17 protein-coding genes and 1 pseudogene are annotated in these 18835 nt (G+C 44.2%); 11 read left to right on the top strand and 7 right to left on the bottom strand.

Translation table 11 applies throughout. The features are described from left to right. Positions 1-21 precede the first annotated feature (21 nt). Genes trpCF through AC0VYA_RS14310 form a run of 4 tightly spaced genes read right to left on the bottom strand, consistent with a single transcriptional unit; the run spans position 22 to position 4785 of the window. Positions 22-1428, bottom strand: coding sequence for a bifunctional indole-3-glycerol-phosphate synthase TrpC/phosphoribosylanthranilate isomerase TrpF (trpCF, locus tag AC0VYA_RS14325; protein WP_475488733.1), 1407 nt, complete (start codon positions 1426-1428; stop codon positions 22-24). A 10-nt stretch (positions 1429-1438) separates the two neighbouring features. Continuing rightward, positions 1439-2461 (bottom strand): anthranilate phosphoribosyltransferase, encoded by a 1023-nt coding sequence (gene trpD, locus AC0VYA_RS14320; RefSeq protein ID WP_475488732.1) that lies wholly within the window; start codon positions 2459-2461, stop codon positions 1439-1441. 9 nt (positions 2462-2470) lie between these two features. Beyond that, a complete protein-coding gene (locus tag AC0VYA_RS14315; RefSeq protein ID WP_475488731.1) occupies positions 2471-3151 on the bottom strand; it encodes an aminodeoxychorismate/anthranilate synthase component II in 681 nt (226 codons plus the stop codon). Then, on the bottom strand, positions 3151-4785 hold the full coding sequence (locus AC0VYA_RS14310) for an anthranilate synthase component 1 (RefSeq protein ID WP_475488730.1): 1635 nt from the start codon (positions 4783-4785) through the stop codon (positions 3151-3153). The genes AC0VYA_RS14315 and AC0VYA_RS14310 overlap by 1 nt, the downstream gene beginning before the upstream one ends. 441 nt (positions 4786-5226) lie before the next feature. Between AC0VYA_RS14310 and AC0VYA_RS14305 the strand changes: the two genes are divergently transcribed. From AC0VYA_RS14305 to AC0VYA_RS14270, 8 genes and pseudogenes are all read left to right on the top strand, one after another. Beyond that, positions 5227-6093 (top strand): PHP domain-containing protein, encoded by an 867-nt coding sequence (locus AC0VYA_RS14305; RefSeq protein WP_475488729.1) that lies wholly within the window; start codon positions 5227-5229, stop codon positions 6091-6093. A gap of 32 nt (positions 6094-6125) precedes the next feature. Then, positions 6126-6746, top strand: coding sequence for an L-threonylcarbamoyladenylate synthase (locus AC0VYA_RS14300; RefSeq protein ID WP_011575594.1), 621 nt, complete (start codon positions 6126-6128; stop codon positions 6744-6746). Positions 6747-6763: 17 nt separating this feature from the next. Further along, positions 6764-7621 (top strand): segregation and condensation protein A, encoded by an 858-nt coding sequence (locus AC0VYA_RS14295; protein WP_475488728.1) that lies wholly within the window; start codon positions 6764-6766, stop codon positions 7619-7621. Next, positions 7622-8374, top strand: a complete 753-nt coding sequence (scpB, locus tag AC0VYA_RS14290) for an SMC-Scp complex subunit ScpB (protein WP_475488727.1) — start codon at positions 7622-7624, stop codon at positions 8372-8374. Continuing rightward, positions 8374-9243: a 23S rRNA pseudouridine(2605) synthase RluB gene (rluB, locus tag AC0VYA_RS14285; RefSeq protein WP_006992007.1), complete on the top strand. Its 870-nt coding sequence runs from the start codon at positions 8374-8376 to the stop codon at positions 9241-9243. Before scpB ends, rluB begins: the two co-directional genes overlap by 1 nt. 705 nt (positions 9244-9948) lie before the next feature. Then, positions 9949-10973: pseudogene (locus AC0VYA_RS14280) on the top strand (transposase). Positions 10974-11581: 608 nt separating this feature from the next. After that, positions 11582-11947 (top strand): SpoIIAA family protein, encoded by a 366-nt coding sequence (locus AC0VYA_RS14275; RefSeq protein WP_475488726.1) that lies wholly within the window; start codon positions 11582-11584, stop codon positions 11945-11947. A gap of 74 nt (positions 11948-12021) precedes the next feature. Next, positions 12022-12267 carry a DUF6868 family protein gene (locus AC0VYA_RS14270; RefSeq protein ID WP_475488725.1) on the top strand — a complete coding sequence of 82 codons (246 nt, stop codon included), beginning with the start codon at positions 12022-12024 and terminating at the stop codon, positions 12265-12267. Between the two features lie 144 nt (positions 12268-12411). On the opposite strand, the gene AC0VYA_RS14265 is transcribed toward AC0VYA_RS14270, so the two are convergent. Next, a complete protein-coding gene (locus AC0VYA_RS14265) occupies positions 12412-12906 on the bottom strand; it encodes a DUF6491 family protein (protein WP_475488724.1) in 495 nt (164 codons plus the stop codon). 291 nt (positions 12907-13197) lie between these two features. On the opposite strand from AC0VYA_RS14265, the gene AC0VYA_RS14260 reads away from it, so the two are divergent. Beyond that, positions 13198-13782 carry an outer membrane beta-barrel protein gene (locus AC0VYA_RS14260; protein ID WP_473474875.1) on the top strand — a complete coding sequence of 195 codons (585 nt, stop codon included), beginning with the start codon at positions 13198-13200 and terminating at the stop codon, positions 13780-13782. Positions 13783-13917: 135 nt separating this feature from the next. Here AC0VYA_RS14260 and AC0VYA_RS14255 read toward each other — a convergent pair whose 3' ends face one another. Continuing rightward, positions 13918-16077, bottom strand: a complete 2160-nt coding sequence (locus AC0VYA_RS14255; RefSeq protein WP_475488723.1) for a response regulator — start codon at positions 16075-16077, stop codon at positions 13918-13920. Between the two features lie 373 nt (positions 16078-16450). On the opposite strand from AC0VYA_RS14255, the gene AC0VYA_RS14250 reads away from it, so the two are divergent. Beyond that, on the top strand, positions 16451-16819 hold the full coding sequence (locus AC0VYA_RS14250) for a cysteine-rich CWC family protein (RefSeq protein ID WP_475488722.1): 369 nt from the start codon (positions 16451-16453) through the stop codon (positions 16817-16819). Positions 16820-16979: 160 nt separating this feature from the next. Here AC0VYA_RS14250 and AC0VYA_RS14245 read toward each other — a convergent pair whose 3' ends face one another. Then, positions 16980-17894: a homocysteine S-methyltransferase family protein gene (locus AC0VYA_RS14245; protein WP_475488721.1), complete on the bottom strand. Its 915-nt coding sequence runs from the start codon at positions 17892-17894 to the stop codon at positions 16980-16982. 376 nt (positions 17895-18270) lie between these two features. Between AC0VYA_RS14245 and AC0VYA_RS14240 the strand changes: the two genes are divergently transcribed. Then, on the top strand, positions 18271-18456 hold the full coding sequence (locus AC0VYA_RS14240) for an SEC-C metal-binding domain-containing protein (protein ID WP_475488720.1): 186 nt from the start codon (positions 18271-18273) through the stop codon (positions 18454-18456). Positions 18457-18835 lie beyond the last annotated feature (379 nt).

Here is an 18835-nt window from a genome sequence, read left to right as displayed (position 1 = left end):
GGCTGTTCGATTCGCTTGGAGCTAATACGCGCGTAATTTTTCGAACACGCTCTGCAGCTTTTTCTCGGACTTTTTGCCTGGGGCGTCTTCAACGCCAGAGTTTAAATCGATTCCACCGAGGCCAAGTGCTGCAGCTTGTTGTACGTTGTCTGGGTTGATACCACCGGCTAAAATGACTTTGCTGCGGGTTTGGGCACTAAGGGCAGCCTGCGCGAACAATTGCCAGTCAAACGCTTGACCTGTGCCTCCGCTTTGTTCGCCAACTTTGCAATCTAATACAAAACGATCAACGTTCTGTTCATCAAGGGCGGGTAGGGTATCAGTGATCCCCTTTGCTAACCAGATTTGGCAGTCAGTCAAATTCGCATTATTAAGCGCACTGCGCAGTTCATTAACGTAGGACGATGTCTCACTGCCATGTAGTTGCACCGCAGCTAAACCAAGGGTGCTGGCGTACTCAACGACCAGTGCAACGTTGGCATCAACGAACACGCCGACGTAGTTAAACGGAACCGCAGCCACTATGTCTTTGGCATCATCAAGTGATAAGTAACGCTTTGATTTCTGTGCAAAGATAAGCCCAGCATAACTGGCGCCCATTTTTGCTACATCAGTGGCGTCTTTTGCACGGGTCATACCACATACTTTGATTGTGCCATAGACCAAACGTTTTACTGCTTGGGCGACGTCATCTTCAGCCATTAAAGCACTGCCGACTAAGAAACCATCAACAATAGGTGATAAACGGCGTACGTCTTGATGGGTATAAATACCCGACTCAGAAATAATCACATGTTCGTGAGTGGCTTGGTTTATAAGCGGTACTAATTTCTCAGTGGTGGCTAAATCTGTGCTCAAGTCACGCAAATCTCGGTTGTTGATGCCGATAATATTGGCTTTGAGGGCGACAGCGCGATGAGCTTCTTCTTCGTTGCTCACTTCGGTAAGTACATCAAGCCCAAGGCTGTGGGCGATATTGGCTAATTCAAGATATTCATCGTCAGTCAGTACTGACAACATCAATAAAATAGCATCGGCGTTGTGATAGCGGGCCAAGTAAACTTGGTACGGCTCAACGAAAAAGTCTTTATTGATCACCGGCTGGGTTACACGCTCGCGAACGTACTCTAAATACTCGAACTTACCTTGAAAGTACTTCTCATCGGTCAGTACTGAAATGCAGGCCGCGTAGGGTAAGTAAGCCTCAATGATCTCATCTAAATTGAAGTGTTCTCTTATCAAACCTTTAGATGGAGACGCTTTTTTACATTCTAAAATGTACCCTGCATTGGGTTGGTTGAGCGCGTCGAAAAAGCTGCGCTGTGATGGCTGTAAACCATCAATAAAGCTCGCCAAAGGTAAATCGACTTTGCGCTGGGCAATTTCTTGGCGTTTATCGGCAACAATTTTTTCTAATACATTGGCCATTTAACTTCCTTTAAATAATGTCGTGGCTGCGGCTAACCGCAGAAGAGGCTTCAATTACCTGTAAAGGGCGCTTGGCTTGCATGGCATCAATCGCCATTTTTGCCCCTTGTTGGTAAGTTTCAGCGCGGCCACATAATTTAATCAGAGCGCCCGCATTCATCGCCACCGCCGCTTCATGGGCAGCTTGGCCTTCACCGGCGAGCACATCTTGGATCAGCTGTTTATTTTCATCAGGCACACCCCCTTCAATGGCGGCTAATGGATATTCTTCAAGGCCAAAATCACTGGGTGACAGGGTATATTCGTTTAAGGCGTCCCCATCAATCTCGACTACCATAGAAGGGCCATGCACAGCGAGTTCGTCTAACCCACTGCCGTGAACCACCAATGCCTTTTTGTAACCCAGTAGCTGCAAAGTACGTGCAAAAGGCATAACTAGTTCAGGTGCATACACACCAATCATCATATGACTGGGTTGCATGGGGTTAACTAAAGGCCCTAACAAGTTAAAAATGGTGCGGGTTTTTAAGGTGGTGCGAACCGGCATAGCGTGTTTGATACCTGCGTGATAAACAGGGGCAAACAAAAAGCATAGATTGGACTTATCTAAACACTCCCGCGCGGCGGCTGGCGACATATCGAGCTTCATTCCAAACGCATTGAACAGATCTGCCGAGCCTGACTTGCTCGACACACTGCGATTACCGTGTTTGGCCACTTTTACACCACAACTGGCAGCCACGATGGCCGCCGCGGATGAAATGTTAATCGTGTTGTGACCGTCTCCGCCGGTGCCGACGATATCGGCAAAATCATATTCTGGGCGCTTAACTGGGCTAGCGTTCTGGATCATAGCCGTCGCTGCACCAGCAATCTCTTCTGGGGTCTCGCCCTTTATTTTTAATGCCGTTAACAACGAAGAGAGGACAATATTGTCTACCTGGCCGGTCACTATTTGACTGAATACATCAGTGGTTTCGTTCTGGCTCAGGGCTTTACCTTGATAAAGCGTTTCAAGTAATGGAAATAGCATGGTTGTCCTCTAATCGTTCGCTTGTTCTTGGGTGAGGTAATCAATGCTTTGCATTAATAACTGGCTACCAAAAGCGGTTAAAATGGATTCGGGATGAAATTGAAAGCCCAGCATTCTATCTTGCTCGTGGCAAACTGCCATAGGCACAGCGTCAAATTGGGCTAAAACAGTCAGTTCAGCAGGCATGTTGCTGGCCATTAGCGAATGGTAGCGTGCAACAGGTAGCGGCTGTGGCAAGTCAGCGAACATTTTGTCGCCCTGATGCGTAATTAACGACGATTTACCGTGCATAACCACATCGGCGCGAATAATGTCACCGCCGTATGACTCCACAATCGCTTGGTGACCTAAGCAAATCCCCAGTACCGGAAAAACGCCTTTTACGAGATTGATTAGCTGAGGCATGCAGCCCGCGTCAGCGGGGGCGCCCGGGCCGGGTGATAACAATAGTATCACTTGGCTATGCTGGGCTTGTGCTTGCATTTTTTCAAAGATAGCGTGTGGAGACACCGAGTTTCGATACACGGTGAGCCCCATGCCCATGGTGCGCAGTTCATCCACCAAGTTATAGGTAAATGAATCAAAGTTATCGACCAAGAAAACATGAGTGCTTTTGACTAAATCAGCAATCACTGAATCAGTGCCCACTGAAGCAGCCTTATCCACAGAAGAGGGAGTCACTAAGCTCATTATTTTGTCTCCTTCGATGTTTGCGTTTGATTAGCTGACACAGCGCTTGGCGATTCATGAGAGGTGAGAATTGCGCGAATAACCGCTTGCGCTTTACCTCGTGTCTCATCTGCTTCTGATTGCGGGTCTGAATCGAATACTACGCCAGCGCCAGCTTGGATGTGCGCTGTATTGTTTTTAATAAAGGCTGAGCGGATGACAATACAGGTGTCCATGTCGCCGTGGCCGTTAACATAACCGACTGCCCCGCCGTAACTGCCTCGGCGTTGCTGTTCTACTTCACGAATAAGGCTAGCAGCACTGACTTTCGGTGCGCCGACTAGGGTGCCCATGTTCATACAAGCTTGGTACGCGTGCAGTGCATCTAAATCATCGCGCAACTGTCCAACCACTTTAGAGACTAAGTGCATGACGTGTGAATAGCGGTCGACTTTCAGTAAGTCTTTTAAGTGTCTTGTGCCGGGCTTTGACACTTTTGCTACGTCGTTACGGGCTAAATCAACCAACATTAAATGCTCAGATTTTTCTTTCTCGTCTTCGCGTAAATTAAGTTCAATACGGCTGTCTAGATCTAAGTTGATTGAGCCATCAGCGTGCTTACCTCTAGGACGCGTGCCGGCAATGGGGTAAATCTCTACTTGGTTAGTGTCCTTTAAATATTTTAGTGCTGACTCGGGAGAGGCACCAAACATACAAAAATCGATGTCTTGCATGAAAAACATATACGGACTGGGGTTTTGCACCTTCAATGCTTTGTAGGCTTTATGTGGGTCTGGGCAAGGTAGGCTGAACGTACGTGATGGTACAACTTGGAAAATATCACCGGCTAAAATATGATGCTTGAGGTTTTCTACGTCTTGAATAAATTCTTCATCTGACTTGCTAATTTTTAAATCATCTGGCGCAACACTGGGTGATTCGAGCTCAGGCACGTGCATCGTTTTGCCCAGCTTATGCTTTATTTGCTCTAAGCGCTGACTGATAGCGAAATAGTTATTACCGACATTTTTGCCGCTAAACACGCTGCCAATTAATTCGGTTTTCTTTGCTTGGTGGTCAATTAAAAGTAAGGTTTCAGCGAGATAGAAAACAAAGTCAGGGCAGGTATTTTCACTTTCACTAACCGCGGGTAATTGCTCAAATGTGGCGAGTAAATCATAGGCAAAGGCACCGCCTAAAAATAACGCTTCAGGATGAGGTCTAATAGCCACCACACGATTAATCAATAAGCGCAAAGCATCAAATACGGCTGGGGCCTTTAAACGGCTGTCTTCATCTAGTTCGCCGTCATTAAAGGCAAACGTCAAAGTCACAGTGCGAGAATTTTCATCAAAGGCATGCTCAACACCTTGCGGGCAGTATTCGATAAACAAAGGTAAAACAGCGGCCCCGTTATCAGTCAGCGCTTGGCAGGTCACCACAGGACCATCGCATTGCAATTTTATGGCGGCATCTACCAGTATTAAACTTTTCAAATTATCTTTGCTGTCGATTTCTGCTGATTCAAGCAGCAAATTGTGGGGCTGACCTTGACATAAATATTGATATGCTTGGAGTGGATCGGCCACGTAATCAGCGGATAGTAGCAATGTTTCTACTTTGCCTGCTTGTTGTGTTAATTGCGCTAAGCTCATGATTTTTCTCGATAACCTCGTTTGTAACCTGTTCTAGGCATTGACTTTATTGGGCATTAATCGGGTCGTAATTTTCAATCGGGCATAAAAAAAGCCCGTATTATACGGGCTTTTCTTGTTCAATCGCACAAATACATACGCTCACAGCCCGCTAGTTAGGGATGTGCCACCACCAAATTAAGTTAGTTGAAACGCGTAATACTGTATTCATGGGTATAAATTCTCGTTTTTGAGCACGCGGAAATCTTTGTTAGGCGTGCGAAAAAATATCGGTTAATAACAAACATTGTCCTTTTTTAAGGTTTTGTCTGCTATTCATCACTAAATGCGTATAATACACACTTCAGGTGCATAGAAGAAAACAATTTTGCTTCTCTGTCAACACCCAATTTTGTAAACGTATCCTTCGGGTACTCGTTAAAAGGTCATATTTACTGTTCCATGAAAATCGATTTGCACTGCCATACATACTATTCAGACGGTCAACTTTCACCCGTAGAACTGGTGGATCGCGCTAACAATATGCAAGTGGATGTGCTGGCTATTACCGACCACGATACCGTACAAGCGTTAGATGAAGCTAGGGCTCATCAGGCAAAGCAAAAACGTAAGATGCATATCGTTAACGGAATCGAGCTTTCGACCTCTTGGCACAATTTCGATATTCATATTTTGGGCTTAAATGTAGACAAAGACGATGAAGTGTTTCGACAGCGCTTGGTGGAACAAAAGAACGAGCGAGATGCCCGAGCACAAAAAATGTCAGACAAACTGGCCAAAGCCGGGGTTGAAAATGTGCTCGATGATGCAAAATTATTAGCCGGTGAAGGCCAGCTGACCCGTGCCCACTTCGCCCGAGTGTTGGTTGAACGCAAAGCGGTGCGAGACTTTGAGAGCGCCTTTAAAAAATACTTAGGTAAGGGCAAACGCGCCCATGTTAAACCCCAGTGGATTTCAATTGAAGAAGCCATTGCGTGGATCCACGATGCAGGCGGCAAAGCGGTATTAGCGCACCCTGGGCACTATGACATGACCACTAAGTGGTTACGTCGATTAGTCACTGAATTTAAACAAGCTGGGGGAGATGGTATTGAAACCACCCATGCTCGCATTAACCCTGAAAAACGTAAGTTGATTGTTGAATTAGCCATGGAGCATAATTTACAAGCATCTGCGGGTTCTGATTTTCATTTTGTCAGTCGCTGGACTGAATTGGGTAAAAACTTGGGGGTGCCAGAACACCTGACCCCTATTTGGCATGACTGGTCATTTGTAGACTCGTCAATTGACACAACATCTAACGCATAACATCGCGTGTAACTTACTGGGAAGTAACGATTATGAGCCAATTTTTTTATATTCATCCTGACAACCCTCAAGCACGACTCATTAAACAGGCGTGTGAGTTAATTCATAATGGCCAAGTGGTGGTGTATCCAACAGATTCTGGCTACTCCATTGGCTGTCATATGGATGACAAAAGCGCCCTAGAGCAAATCTGTCGTATTCGCCAAATCGGTAAAGATCATAATTTCACGCTAATGTGCCGAGATATGTCTGAGTTGTCAGAATACGCACAGGTCGACAACGCCGCATTTCGTATGATCAAAAACAACACGCCTGGGCCGTATACCTTTATTTTAAAGGCGACCAAAGAAGTGCCTAAGCGCTTGCAAAATCCTAAGCGCCGTACCATAGGTATTCGAGTGCCAGACAACGCTATCGCCTTAGCCTTGCTTGAAGAACTGGGTGAGCCGCTGATGTCGACTACGCTTATTTTACCGAATGCAATCGTTGCTGAGTCTGATCCTGACGAAATTCGCGACAAGCTTGAGAAGCAGGTAGGCCTAATTATTCATGGTGGTTTCTTGGGAGAGCAGCCCACCACTGTGATTGACTTGTCGGATGGCGAGCCTACGATTATTCGTGAGGGCAGCGGTGACGTTAGCCCGTTTAACTAATCACGTTGTTACTATAGATGAATATTGATAAAACGCTTCAAACTGCACAGCAGCAGGAAGCGACAAACCAAGGTCAAGGCGTACAGCAGCCTTTGCCCTTGGCGTTTATCAATGGACAAGCCTTTACTGAACATCCTGAAGACTTATACATTCCGCCAGATGCACTAGAGCTGATTTTAGATGCATTTGAAGGACCACTGGATTTGCTGCTGTACTTAATACGTAAGCAAAAGTTCGATTTGGTTAATTTGCCCGTTTATGAAATAACCAAGCAATACATGTTGTACGTTGACATGATGAAGGACTTAAAGCTTGAGTTAGCGGCTGAGTACCTGTTAATGGCTGCGATTTTAGCCGAGATAAAATCTCGTTTACTGCTGCCTAAACGAACTGACGCAGAAGAAGACGAAGATGATCCAAGGGCTGAGCTGATTCGGCGCTTACAAGAATACGAGCTGATAAAAAGCGCGGCCCAAGAATTAGATGCACTACCTCGTTTAGAGAGAGATGTGTTCAGCGCTCAAGCGCAAACCAGTGAATCTGTTGCACCGATTAAAATTCTGCCGAAAGTAAACCTGCAAGATTTGGTGACAAGTTTTCAAAGTGTATTGCAGCGGGCCAGTGCTTTCGAGCATCACTCTATTGCCCCTGAGGCATTATCGACAAGGGAGCGGATGGCACTGATTTTAGAAAAGCTCAACAGTCATGAATTCACCGGCTTTGATTGTTTGTTTCAGGCCAGTGAAGGCCGCGCTGGTGTTGTGGTGACGTTCCTTGCGGTACTCGAGTTGTGTAAAGAGCAGTTAGTGGAGCTGGTACAAAGTGAGCCAATGGCCAATATTCATGTGAAATTGCACGCAGGAGAGCCTCAGTAAGTGGCAAAAATATCTTCGGTACAATTGAAGCAATTGATAGAGGCCGCGGTGTTTGTATCAGATGCACCGGTTAGCCAAGAACATTTGCAAGATACGGTGTTAAGTGGCCTTAAAGTGACTAAAAAAGCACTCAAGGAAGCCATAGAAGAATTACAGGTAGAATATCAATCTCGCGGTGTACAGCTGGTTGAGGTAGCCAGCGGCTATCGCTTTCAGTCAATGGATAGCTTAGGACCATGGTTAAGCAAGCTGTGGCAAGAGCAAGCGCCACGATATTCAAGAGCTTTGCTGGAAACCTTGTCGATGGTGGCCTATCGCCAACCCATCACGCGAGGTGAAATAGAAGATGTACGTGGTGTGGCGGTAAGTAGCCATATCATGAAAACCTTAATAGAGAGGGATTGGGTGAAAGTGGTAGGGCACAAAGAAGTGCCAGGACGCCCAGCCTTGTATGCAACAACAAAAGGATTTTTAAACTATTTCTCGTTAAAGAGCTTGAAAGACTTACCCAGTCAAGATGCCTTCGATGCGAGTAATAGCCAGGATGAACGCCGAGTTATTACTGAGCCTGATGACGCTAGCCATCAGCAAGTCAGCACAGCACCTGTGCACAGCACTAAAGGTGATAACTCATCAGGCGAGCAATCAACGACAGAAGAACAAATACCGTCAAAACAAGCAGCGTCAGACCAAGCACAAGAGTCTAAGCTTGATAATACTGACAACCCTAATCAAAGAGAGCAGTTACACTAATGAGTGAAAAATTACAAAAAGTCCTAGCCAATGCTGGTGTGGGCTCCCGTCGTGAGATGGAAAAATGGATAGCCTCTGGGCGCATTTCGGTTAACGGAAAAGTCGCCACCTTGGGAGATCGCGTTGAGCCTCTAGATCAGCTTCGCGTTGATGGCAACCTTATCACCGCTGCGGCAAAAAGCACGATATGTCGAGTATTGATGTACAACAAACCTGAAGGTGAGTTATGCAGCCGAAAAGATCCACAAGGTCGCCCAACTGTATTCGACCGTTTGCCTAAGATTCAAAATGGCCGCTGGATTGCGGTAGGGCGCTTAGACATCAACACCAGTGGTTTGTTGTTATTTACTAATGACGGCGAGCTAGCCAACCGTTTAATGCACCCTAAGCATGAAATTGAGCGTGAATACGCGGTGCGTGTATTTGGTGAAGTGGATGACGACATGATTAAACGCCTTAAGAAAGGTGTTGAATTAGAAGATGGGGTCTCTAAATTTACCGAAGTGCGCAAGCGCCCAGGTGATGATGAAAGCTTGAATAGTTGGTACAACGTGAGCTTATCTGAAGGGAAAAACCGTGAAGTTCGCCGATTGTGGGAGTCTCAAGGCTTGCAAGTTAGCCGCCTAATTCGCGTACGTTACGGTACCTTGAATCTACAAAATCGGCTTCCTCAGGGCGGTTGGATTGAGTTGCCACTGACTGACCTGAATACGTTGCGTAAAAGTGTGCAATTGGATTTGGAGCAAGAATCGCTGATCGAAGACAAGCAAACCAAGCTAGACCACGTTCGCTTGAGTCGCATGCGCCGTTCAGTGCAAAAGCACAAGGTTAATCAAGGTCGTGCCAAAGCAAGACCGAAAAAGAAGTAGCACTCTCTTCACTTGATATTGCAGGGTGCTGTTCACCGCGCGTAGCAGCGCTCTCAAAATCGCCTATAGCGGCAGAATAATGGGCGGGTTGTCACTATCACTGACAACTCGCTTTGCTACTAACTCCACTTAAACTATACCCATTACGTGAACCATACCTCCTGCGCCGTTCATGTCTACTTAACGGGCGCAATTTCAACTTTAGCTGCAATTCAATCTTGATTTGCTGTGGTGGTACGCACCTGACTAGGGCCTTTAGAGTCGCTAGCTACACGCCAATTACTCCTAAAACTAAGACTAAGACAATTAGGCGGTCAAACCAGCGCCAAGAGTGATGTTATTCCATCCAGCTCATACATTTCGATGTTAAGCGTCTCAACCTTATATGCCGCTCAACCTGATAAAGCACACGACAGACGCGAGAATCACAATAATGACGAACCACCTTTTTTCATGCTGCCAATGCCCAGCGATATTACCGATGCAAAATGATAGAAAAATAAAAGAAAGACAGCCATTTTAAAAATTGTGAATCTACACCTCTAAACTAAGCTTGATAGGTGTTCTATTTGATCAAGTTGATGGTTATGACCCAGTCGCGAAAAAGCCAAATCAGTTTAATCGATACTCCTATTTTATTCACAGCATCCATGTCGTTCACTTCTTCGAAGCCAGCTAAAGCTGTTCAAATTTTATTCCCGATAAATTTGTCATTGTATTTCCCGCTGTGTACGGCAGTCATTCTTATGCGGAGTAGATGCGCATTCCGGGCACAGTTACGAGCATCGTCGTAGCTGGGTAGAGGAACGTTTGTTGATTTTATCTTCTGTATTCGCCATCGATAGCGCGGCTACTGTATTTGTGCCTATGCAGTGATGAGCAATCACACGCATGTGGTGCTTTGTGTAGATAAAGCATTGGCAGATAGCTGGGACGCTAGAGAAGTTCTTCGGCGTTATTACAGAGTGCATAAAGGCACTTTAGTAACGCAGAAATTTATGAACGGCGATTCATTGAGCCAAGGCGAGTTAATCTCGCTTGATGACACTGTTGAAATATACAGAAAGCGTTTGTACGACATAAGCTGGTTTATGCGTGACTTGAACGAGTTTATTGCCCGTGAGGCGAATAAAGAAGATGATTGCACTCGCCGATTTTATTCGCCGCCATCCTTGGCGCTCTCCCTTCGGGCCAGCTAAAGCGGTTCTAATTTACTCCTGATAAATTAGTGGGAGGGGCGTTTTAAATCTCAGGCACTATTGGACGAAAGTGCTGTGCTGGCGTGTATGGCATACGTTGACCTAAACCCTATACGCGCAAAAATGGCAGAAACACCCGAAACGGCAAGTCACACCAGTATTAAAAAGCGGATCGACGCGGCTAAAAATCAACAGTCGCAGCCTAGCGCCTTGATGCCCTTTGTGGGCAGCTATCGTGAAGAAATGCCCAAAGGTCTCGCGTCTTCACTTAATGATTATTGCGAGCTTATAGATACTACAAGCCGCTGCATTCGTGATGATAAGACAGGTTATATGGATCATAAGCAAAGTCCTATTTTAGAAAGACTCGGGTCAGGCACGGTGCGGTGGCTAACCCTATCCACGGAGTTTGAAAAGCATTTTTGCTACGCCGCAGGTGCGGAGCAAATGATGAACATGTTCAAGCGTCATACCCATCATCAGCGACTGCGAGGGATGACTAAGGCCAGGAAGCTTCTGACGTCAGCTTAAAGACGTCTGTAAATACTTCTATAAGAATTTAAAATCAAAAAATATCGGCTTATCGCCTGGCATATTCCCATGCCTGACACTCTGTAAATTCGATGTTTATTCCTTAATAACCCTTTGAAGTTCGTGTAAATAGCGCTCGTTTTTAATATGAGGTGCTCGCACTAAAACAATTGGTCTCTTTTATGAATTAAAAGTGAGAAAGACGAGAGAACGACCTTTGTGATATTTAGCTTGGCTGTTCATACAAAATCTTTAACTTGGATGTCCATATAAAAATTGCTCGCACTAATACAATTGGTCTCTTTTATAAATCAAAAGTGAGAAAGACAAGAGAACGATCTTTGCAATATTTGGCTTGGCTGTTCAAATAAAATCTTTAACTTGGATGTCCTTATAAAAAATTATCCGAGGAATAGTCGGTTTTTCATCATATCGCCTATTGTGCCTAGACTAGACTTTTGGTGATATGGCCTGATTATTAGTGATGTTATCACGTAGTGAATATTCTGGGGCTGATGCACTAATGGAGGCGCTAGTATAAAGGCGTGAATTGCGCTTTTTAAACCTCACATTTTTATTAAGACTTAGATGTTATTTGGAATAAAGTTATGATCACGCAGTTACCCCAAAGTGAAGGTGCCACCATTGGTATCAGAGTCAGTGGGAAGGTTGACCAGACACAAGAGAAAGAGTGGATCAATACGTTTGATTCACTGATAGCGCAGCACAACAAAATCAATGTATTGGTCTTAATTGATGATAATTTCGATATTGGCTTAAAGGCAGCGTTTGAAGATATAAAATGGACGTTTGGCCACCTTGAACATATGGACAAACTTGCGCTCGTATCTACCAGTCGTGTGATTAAGTGGCTAGTGGAAATTGATAGTCCTTTTGCCAAAATGGTCAACATTGATGAAAAGTACTTTGATGTAAACGAGCTGAGTAAAGCATGGGCGTGGGTTAAGAGCTAAGCAATCAGCTAGGCGATAAAATACAAGTAAGCCAATAAACTGTAAATGAGCCATTAAACACAAAGGTAGATGAAATGCATAACACCGTTTTACTAAGCGAAATATTTGGTTGGATGTCATTGATTAATATTGGTTTGCTGAGTTTGGCTACATTGGCCTTAATCTGGATGGGAGAGCGCATCACATCTGTTCATAGCAGGCTTTTTAGCATCCCAGAACGTCGATTAAAAACCATGTATATGAATTACTTAGCGCATTATAAATTACTCATTTTTGTTTTTAACTTGGTGCCGTATATTGCGCTGAAGATTCTCTTTTGATTAAAAAAGTACTCTAAAATTCAGCGATCAAAAACACACTAACATTACTTTGCACACGCTAAAAAAGCTCGATTAAAGAGAGTAAGTATTAATCGAGCTGTGAACGTCTCCAGATTAACATTGAGACTCGTCGGTCAAAATGGACTACTGAGTCTTAGCCTTGCTCTGTTCACTGGCACTTTCATTCTCTTCTTGAGCGCTCTGTAACGGCTTGTCTTCTGCTTTAGGGCTCACAGCAGTAATTAAACTTTTATTTTGCGCTTTGCTAAGTGGGTAGATACGGCTGATATTGCATCTAAATCTATGGTTATCTGGCGTGAAAACGCTATCAAAGCCGGCGCTTAAAGTGTTGGGTATCCGCGAGTACACAAGCAAGGCTGGCGAGTAATTTATATCGCTACAACGCATGGTGAGCTTCACCAAGTATGAGCGAAAAGGGGACGTCCGCAGAATAAGATATTGGTCGCTTAATGATACCCAACTGTCTAAATCGAATGCACTGATGCTGTTGCGCGCTTCCAGTTGTTCGCTCGTAATAAACTTTTCAATAATGATGGACTTTTCAGGATCAGATAATCGATTCGTCGCACAGCTTGCTAACGTGAGCAACGTAACCATCAGTATCAGGATATGTTTCATAGTCACTCCATTTCGATTTAAAATTTTACGGTTATCGGTAAGAGTTTCTTTTTGGCCAATAGTTTCCCACAAAACGCGTAAGCTACAAATTGTTACCTATTTTCTTCGATACAGGACAGCTTAAGGCCATTGGTTATTTGAGTGATTCTAGTAGCCAATTTTTATCTTACTTCCAATAAAAAATTAGGCCAATAACATACAGGTTAAAATATTGACCTCTCGCTTGAGTATCTATAGGCTACTTGCGCTTTAAAAAACGATAAATATGCATAAATTTAAGGATAAATCTAAATGAAATCAAAAGCGGTTTTACTTCTCTGCGCGCTATTATCTGCAGGCTCAGCATGTGCGGCTTCCCCTAACTGGGATTATGTTCAAGGAGGATATTTTATCACCGATATTTCTGACTTCGACGGTTTTGATCCTACAGGGGTCGGTGTCGGTGGCGCTAAATCGCTTGGGAATAATGTATTTGTCAGAGGCAGCTACAGCATGCTCAGTGATGACTTATCTGGCGGAGATGTGGACTTTGATCAGGGTTCAGCAGAACTAGGCTATCGGTACAAAATGTCTAGCTCTACCGATTTATACGGTACGGTCGCGTACCATTATGCTGAAATTAGCGCGAACGGTTCTGGAGGCAGTGCAAGTACAGATACAGATGGTTTTGGCGCTACCATAGGCATTCGTTCAATGGTAACCAATAAAATTGACTTAGAGGCAGCGGCAGGCTTTCTCCGTTTCGACGGTGACAGTGAAGCAATCACCTCGATAGCGGCAAACTATTTCTTTCACTCGAACGTTTCTGTTGGGATAAAATTCACCAAAATTTCAGATGTAAGCACGTTAGGCGCTGTTCTTAGATATTCGTTCTAACTAGCGTTCTAACGCTTGTTTAAAGAGTGTTTTAACTGCTGCTTTAAATGAGGTACAACTATGGTTTGCTTGCCGTTTCCCACGTACATACGGGGAAATGGCGAATTCCATCGCCAGTATAAACTAGTCATTTTTTTACTTTATATGCCGTTTAATGGTGGCCAATAAGGCCTGTTTCTCAACAGGTTTAGAAATAAAGTCGTTCATTCCAGCCTCTATGCAGTGCTCTCTGTCTTCGACAAACGCATTGGCTGACAAAGCAATGATAGGATTCGTAAAGTTCATTTCCCTTCTTAATTTTTGAGTAGCGGTGATGCCATCCATTACAGGCATGTGCATATCCATCAAAATTAGGTCATATTGTTCGAAAATACAGGCCTGCAATGCTTTCTCGCCGTCAGTGGCAATAACGATTTGATAGCCCGCGCCTTCAAGCATGACTTTGACCACTTCTGCATTAATTTCGTTGTCTTCTACGATCAGAACTTTATGTTCTGGCTGTTCCTCTTCGATAGAGGTGTGCTGGCGAGAATAGAAGTTCTGCAGCTTTTTTAAGTCGCTCTCTAACTCTTGCCTTACAATAGGTTTTGCATGGGTGCGCCAAATCAAATCACGTACAGATGTAGAGCAGTCAAGATGCTCTATTACCGCCGATACAATGATGATATGGGGTAGCTTGCTTAATTGCCGATCTCTTAGTGTTTCGACCACATCCACACCGGTTATTTCAGGCATCGACAGGTCAAGCAGCAAAACGTCGAACTGAGATATATCGCTAGCTAAGAAGTCTTCTGCATTATCGAATGTGTTAGGTAAGCACCCTAAAGACGTGACGATATGCTGAATATACTCTCGACTGGTTTGTAGATCGTCCACAATTGCACAGCGTAATGTTTGTTTCGAATAAATATTTTCGACCTGTTTGTCATCGATTTCTATCGGTACGGAAAACGTAAAGCAACTGCCTTTGTCCACTTCGCTTTGTACGGTTAATTTGCCGCCCATCAAGTCAGTCAGTTGTTTGGCGATAGATAAACCTAGACCCGTGCCACCGTGTATACGGGTAGTTGATTGGTCTGCTTGTTCGAATTTATTGAATATAGTTCGTGTCTTTTCAGGGGGGATGCCCATTCCTGTGTCTTGCACATCGATTGTTAACCAGTGGCGCTTCTCTGTGATAAACACCCCAATTCTCAAGGTCACTGTGCCTTGTTGCGTAAACTTAATCGCGTTACTTAATAGGTTGTGTAAAATTTGCGCTATGCGAGTAGGATCTCCCACAATATACGCAGGCAGATTGGTTTGTTTTTGATAATCAAAGGCTAATTTTTTTAAGCGACAATTAGCCGATTGTACAGAGGTTACGTCGTCCATCAGTTGTAACAAATCTACAGATGTGCGCTCAATACGTAGTTTACCTGCTTCAATTTTCGATAGATCAAGGACGTCATTGATCAACACTAACAGTTGCCTACCGGCATTTTTAGCTTTCTTTAAATATTCCCCACTTTTGTGAGGATTATCGATGGCTAGTTCCATCATACCAAATAAACCATTCATGGGCGTGCGAAGTTCGTGGCTCATGCTGGCAAGGAATTCCGATTTAGCTTTACTTGCATCAATAGCTTCTGCTTGGGCTTTTTTAGATGCCGATAGAGCGTCTTTTAACGATGCCATCGCAAACGTGATTTGTTGCTCCATCGGTCTGAAAATAAATATGGCCTCACACAGTAGTAGCAGTAAAGTGAAACCCCATAAAAACATTTCTATATTCTCAACGCGTTGAACCCTGGCCGTTGCGGCATCTTCAAAGGCCTTTACTGCCTGATCAAGTCTCAATAGTAATGCATCACTATTTTGTGCATCAAAGTGATGTGGTGGAGCAATGCAAGTGGAGTCAAGATTTAGAAATGTGTTTGCTTCATCTGCATATCGCATGCTTGCCGATTCTAATGCGTGCTCGCTATAGTATAAGTCGTGTATCGAGGGAGGAATATTAGGCAAATTAGTTAAATAAACATGGTTGGCTTTAAACTGACTTAGCGTGCTTTTTAGGGTGTTTTTGGTCGTGCCCGTTAGTTCATCATCAGGGCAAGTTGATAGGCGATATATGGAAAGGGCTATCCGTTGGGACAACATCCTTTGTTGACCGGCTACGTTAATCACATATGCATCAGTAGCTTGTGCGTTGAAAATATATTTGAGGGTCAGAGCTGAACCACTAACAGTTGCGGCAACTAATGAGAGGGCTAATATGTAACGTGCGCGAATCGATAAGCCTGCCTTTGCTGCCAAAATCCTTGCTCCTGTGGCCTATGTTATTTAAGCGAAAGCGGTGTTCGCTTTCACATAGGCTCTCAAAATCGTTCGTTTAAGTCCATGAGTTATAAAAGCGGATAGCAAAAATAAGTATCAATTACCTATTTACACCACGCAGGATCAGTCTAAACCTGCATGAAAGTATGAGCAACTCGCGAACATCAACTAAGGTTAATAAAATTTACTGGGATAAGAGTCACAGCTAATGGTAAATGATAAAACCCTATTGCTTGATGTGGTACTAACTGTCAATTTAAAGCTAGCAGTCCAAAGTTTAAAAATTAGAAAACGCATTTCACGTCATAATATGGCACACTTTTTACAATCTGATACCTAAACTGCCTTGGAAATGCGTATGAATAACACACTTGAATTTTCGGTGAAAAGTTCCGCTATGCGCTGCCCATTTTGCCAGCTGGGTAATAGGTGTTTGAGCGCTCAAATTAAAAATGCTCAGGTGAAAAATGTTCTGGTTGATGGGGTTTCATCTAGGACTATAAATGCTGGTGTTTCCATTGATCAATTACCTCCTGAGAGAGGCATGTCTTTGTCGCCTGCGCAATCTGCACCCTGTTGGTGTTTTGCGCAAAAAATACCACAGTCTCTGATTGATTTGGTGCCAGCTAGCAGTCAACACAGGCATTGCATTTGTCAGCGCTGTGTTAACGCTTTTGAAAGTGACCCTGTGGCGTTTCAGCAAAGGTATTGCAGTGGTTAAACTAGCGGTTAATCTCGGAACTGTTTTTCATATAATCCCTTCCCATTTAACCTATGGCGCTAAAGAACCTAAATAGTCTCTTAAGCGGGCATAGTGAATAGTGTAGTGTTGTACGTCACGGCCACACGTCCAAGTACCATTGGCCTTTAAAGGGAAAGGTTTATATCAAGCCTTCACTTTGCAACTTGCTGTGTAGCGCCTTGATGTGGTCAGGGCCAATTTCACAACAACCACCAATGATAGAAGCACCGTTTTGCACCCAATGCATTGCATGAGCAGCGTATTGTTCTGGGCTCATATCCTTGCGCATTTCTAATTCTTCTACTGTGTCGCCGGGGTATAACGCATCGATTGAGACAAAACCATTTGCGTAGGCCCCTATTTTCGCATTCGATTGTTGCATTAAAGACCAACAAGCGCTGATGGCCTCTGGTAAGCTGCAATTGAGCATTATGGCATCTGGCGAAAGTGCTTTTAATGCGTCCAGTGCGTCTTTTAATAATTCGCCGCTGCGCAGCTGATCTGGCTCAGTGTCACTGACTGTAAACGCTACCCAAACGGGTTTGCCGCTTTCTTTGGCCGCCGTGCAGGCCGCTTGGGCTTCACAAATCGACGACATTGTTTCGCAAATAAAGATATCACTGCCAAGCGATTGCAATGCTACCAATTGACGGTAGCTCACCAGCGAGTCTTCAAACGATAAAGACACTTCAGGGTGATAGCTTGCCACCAACGGCGGCAAGCTACCGGCAATCATTACATCATCTCTTTGGGTAAGCGCAATCGCTTCTTGAGCGGCGCGCATCGCCGCATCATGTAAATGCACTAATTGCTCAAATTGGTTTTCACGCTTAAGGCGTTGTGGGGTAGCGGTATAGGTGTTGAGTGTAATGACGCGAGCACCGCTGTTGATAAACTCCCGATGTAAATCTCTGACTAGCTCTGGTTCATTAAGCATAATGTCAGCCGACCACATAGGGGTGACGTCGCGGGAACTTCGACGCAGTAATTCTTGGCCCATGCCGCCATCTAGTATGGTAATTGTACTTTTACTCGTACTTGTACTCGCACTCATTAAACTTCCTACAATTTGAATATTGGTAACGCCAAGAAACAGCACCACATGATGCCTTATTTCGGTGTTAAGTTCAGTGGGTAACGATGCGTATTTTTGTCATCAGGTATGTCATGAGTGTCAATGCGCTATTTAATCTACTTAGCATGTTTTGGCGGGGCGAAAATTGGAGTCCACGTTTTTCACAGCGCCAGTGTTGGTCGAGGCTAATGAAGCGCTTGATCTAAGTCTATACAGGGAAAAATTTTATTGATATATCAAGTATGCTTGGGGTTTAGAAATGTTGTTATTTTCTATAGGGTGGCAAGTGGACCTAGCATTTAAATTCAGCGTTAAGAATCAGTGTGTAAATTTTGAAAGAGGGTGAATAGAAAATATGAATCAGAATACCGAAAGCGGATCGAACCAATCTGTCGCGGCCAAAGGGGCAGGTTGTACCAACACGAGTTGTTGTCCACCTTCTAGTCCAATTGTGCGAGCCACACCAAAAGTAGGGCGTAATGACCCATGTATCTGTGGGAACGGGCGTAAATATAAAAAGTGTTGCGGAAAAAATGCCTAATACTAATTCGAGTAAGTAATTACCCACTCTGCGTAAATTTAAAAGGGACTGACCAAATCGTTTGAATGATAGCCGTTAAAATATAAAGATACCCATGAAACATTCGAGCGTTTTTTGTCGTGGGTGTATCTGATTAGGCGATTCTCTTATGCAATCAATTAATATGGAGGAAGCACTTGAAGAGGCCGGAAACGCCTTTGAATGTGTGAAACTTGGAACCGGTGGCCACGATTTATTGTTGCACTATGATGAAGTGACAAACACGATAGCAATCTGGTTTAGAAACCACATGTGAGTCAGCAATGAGGAGCAGAAAAGTCTCATGCATTCTTCGATTATATGAGGTTCTCGTTTCGGCCCTGATTCAACTTTCCTTAAG

This window comes from Paraglaciecola sp. QJM3NY_14 (assembly GCF_056173245.1).
Note: the sequence above shows the minus strand (reverse complement) of the source record. Positions and strands in the feature narration are given on the sequence as shown.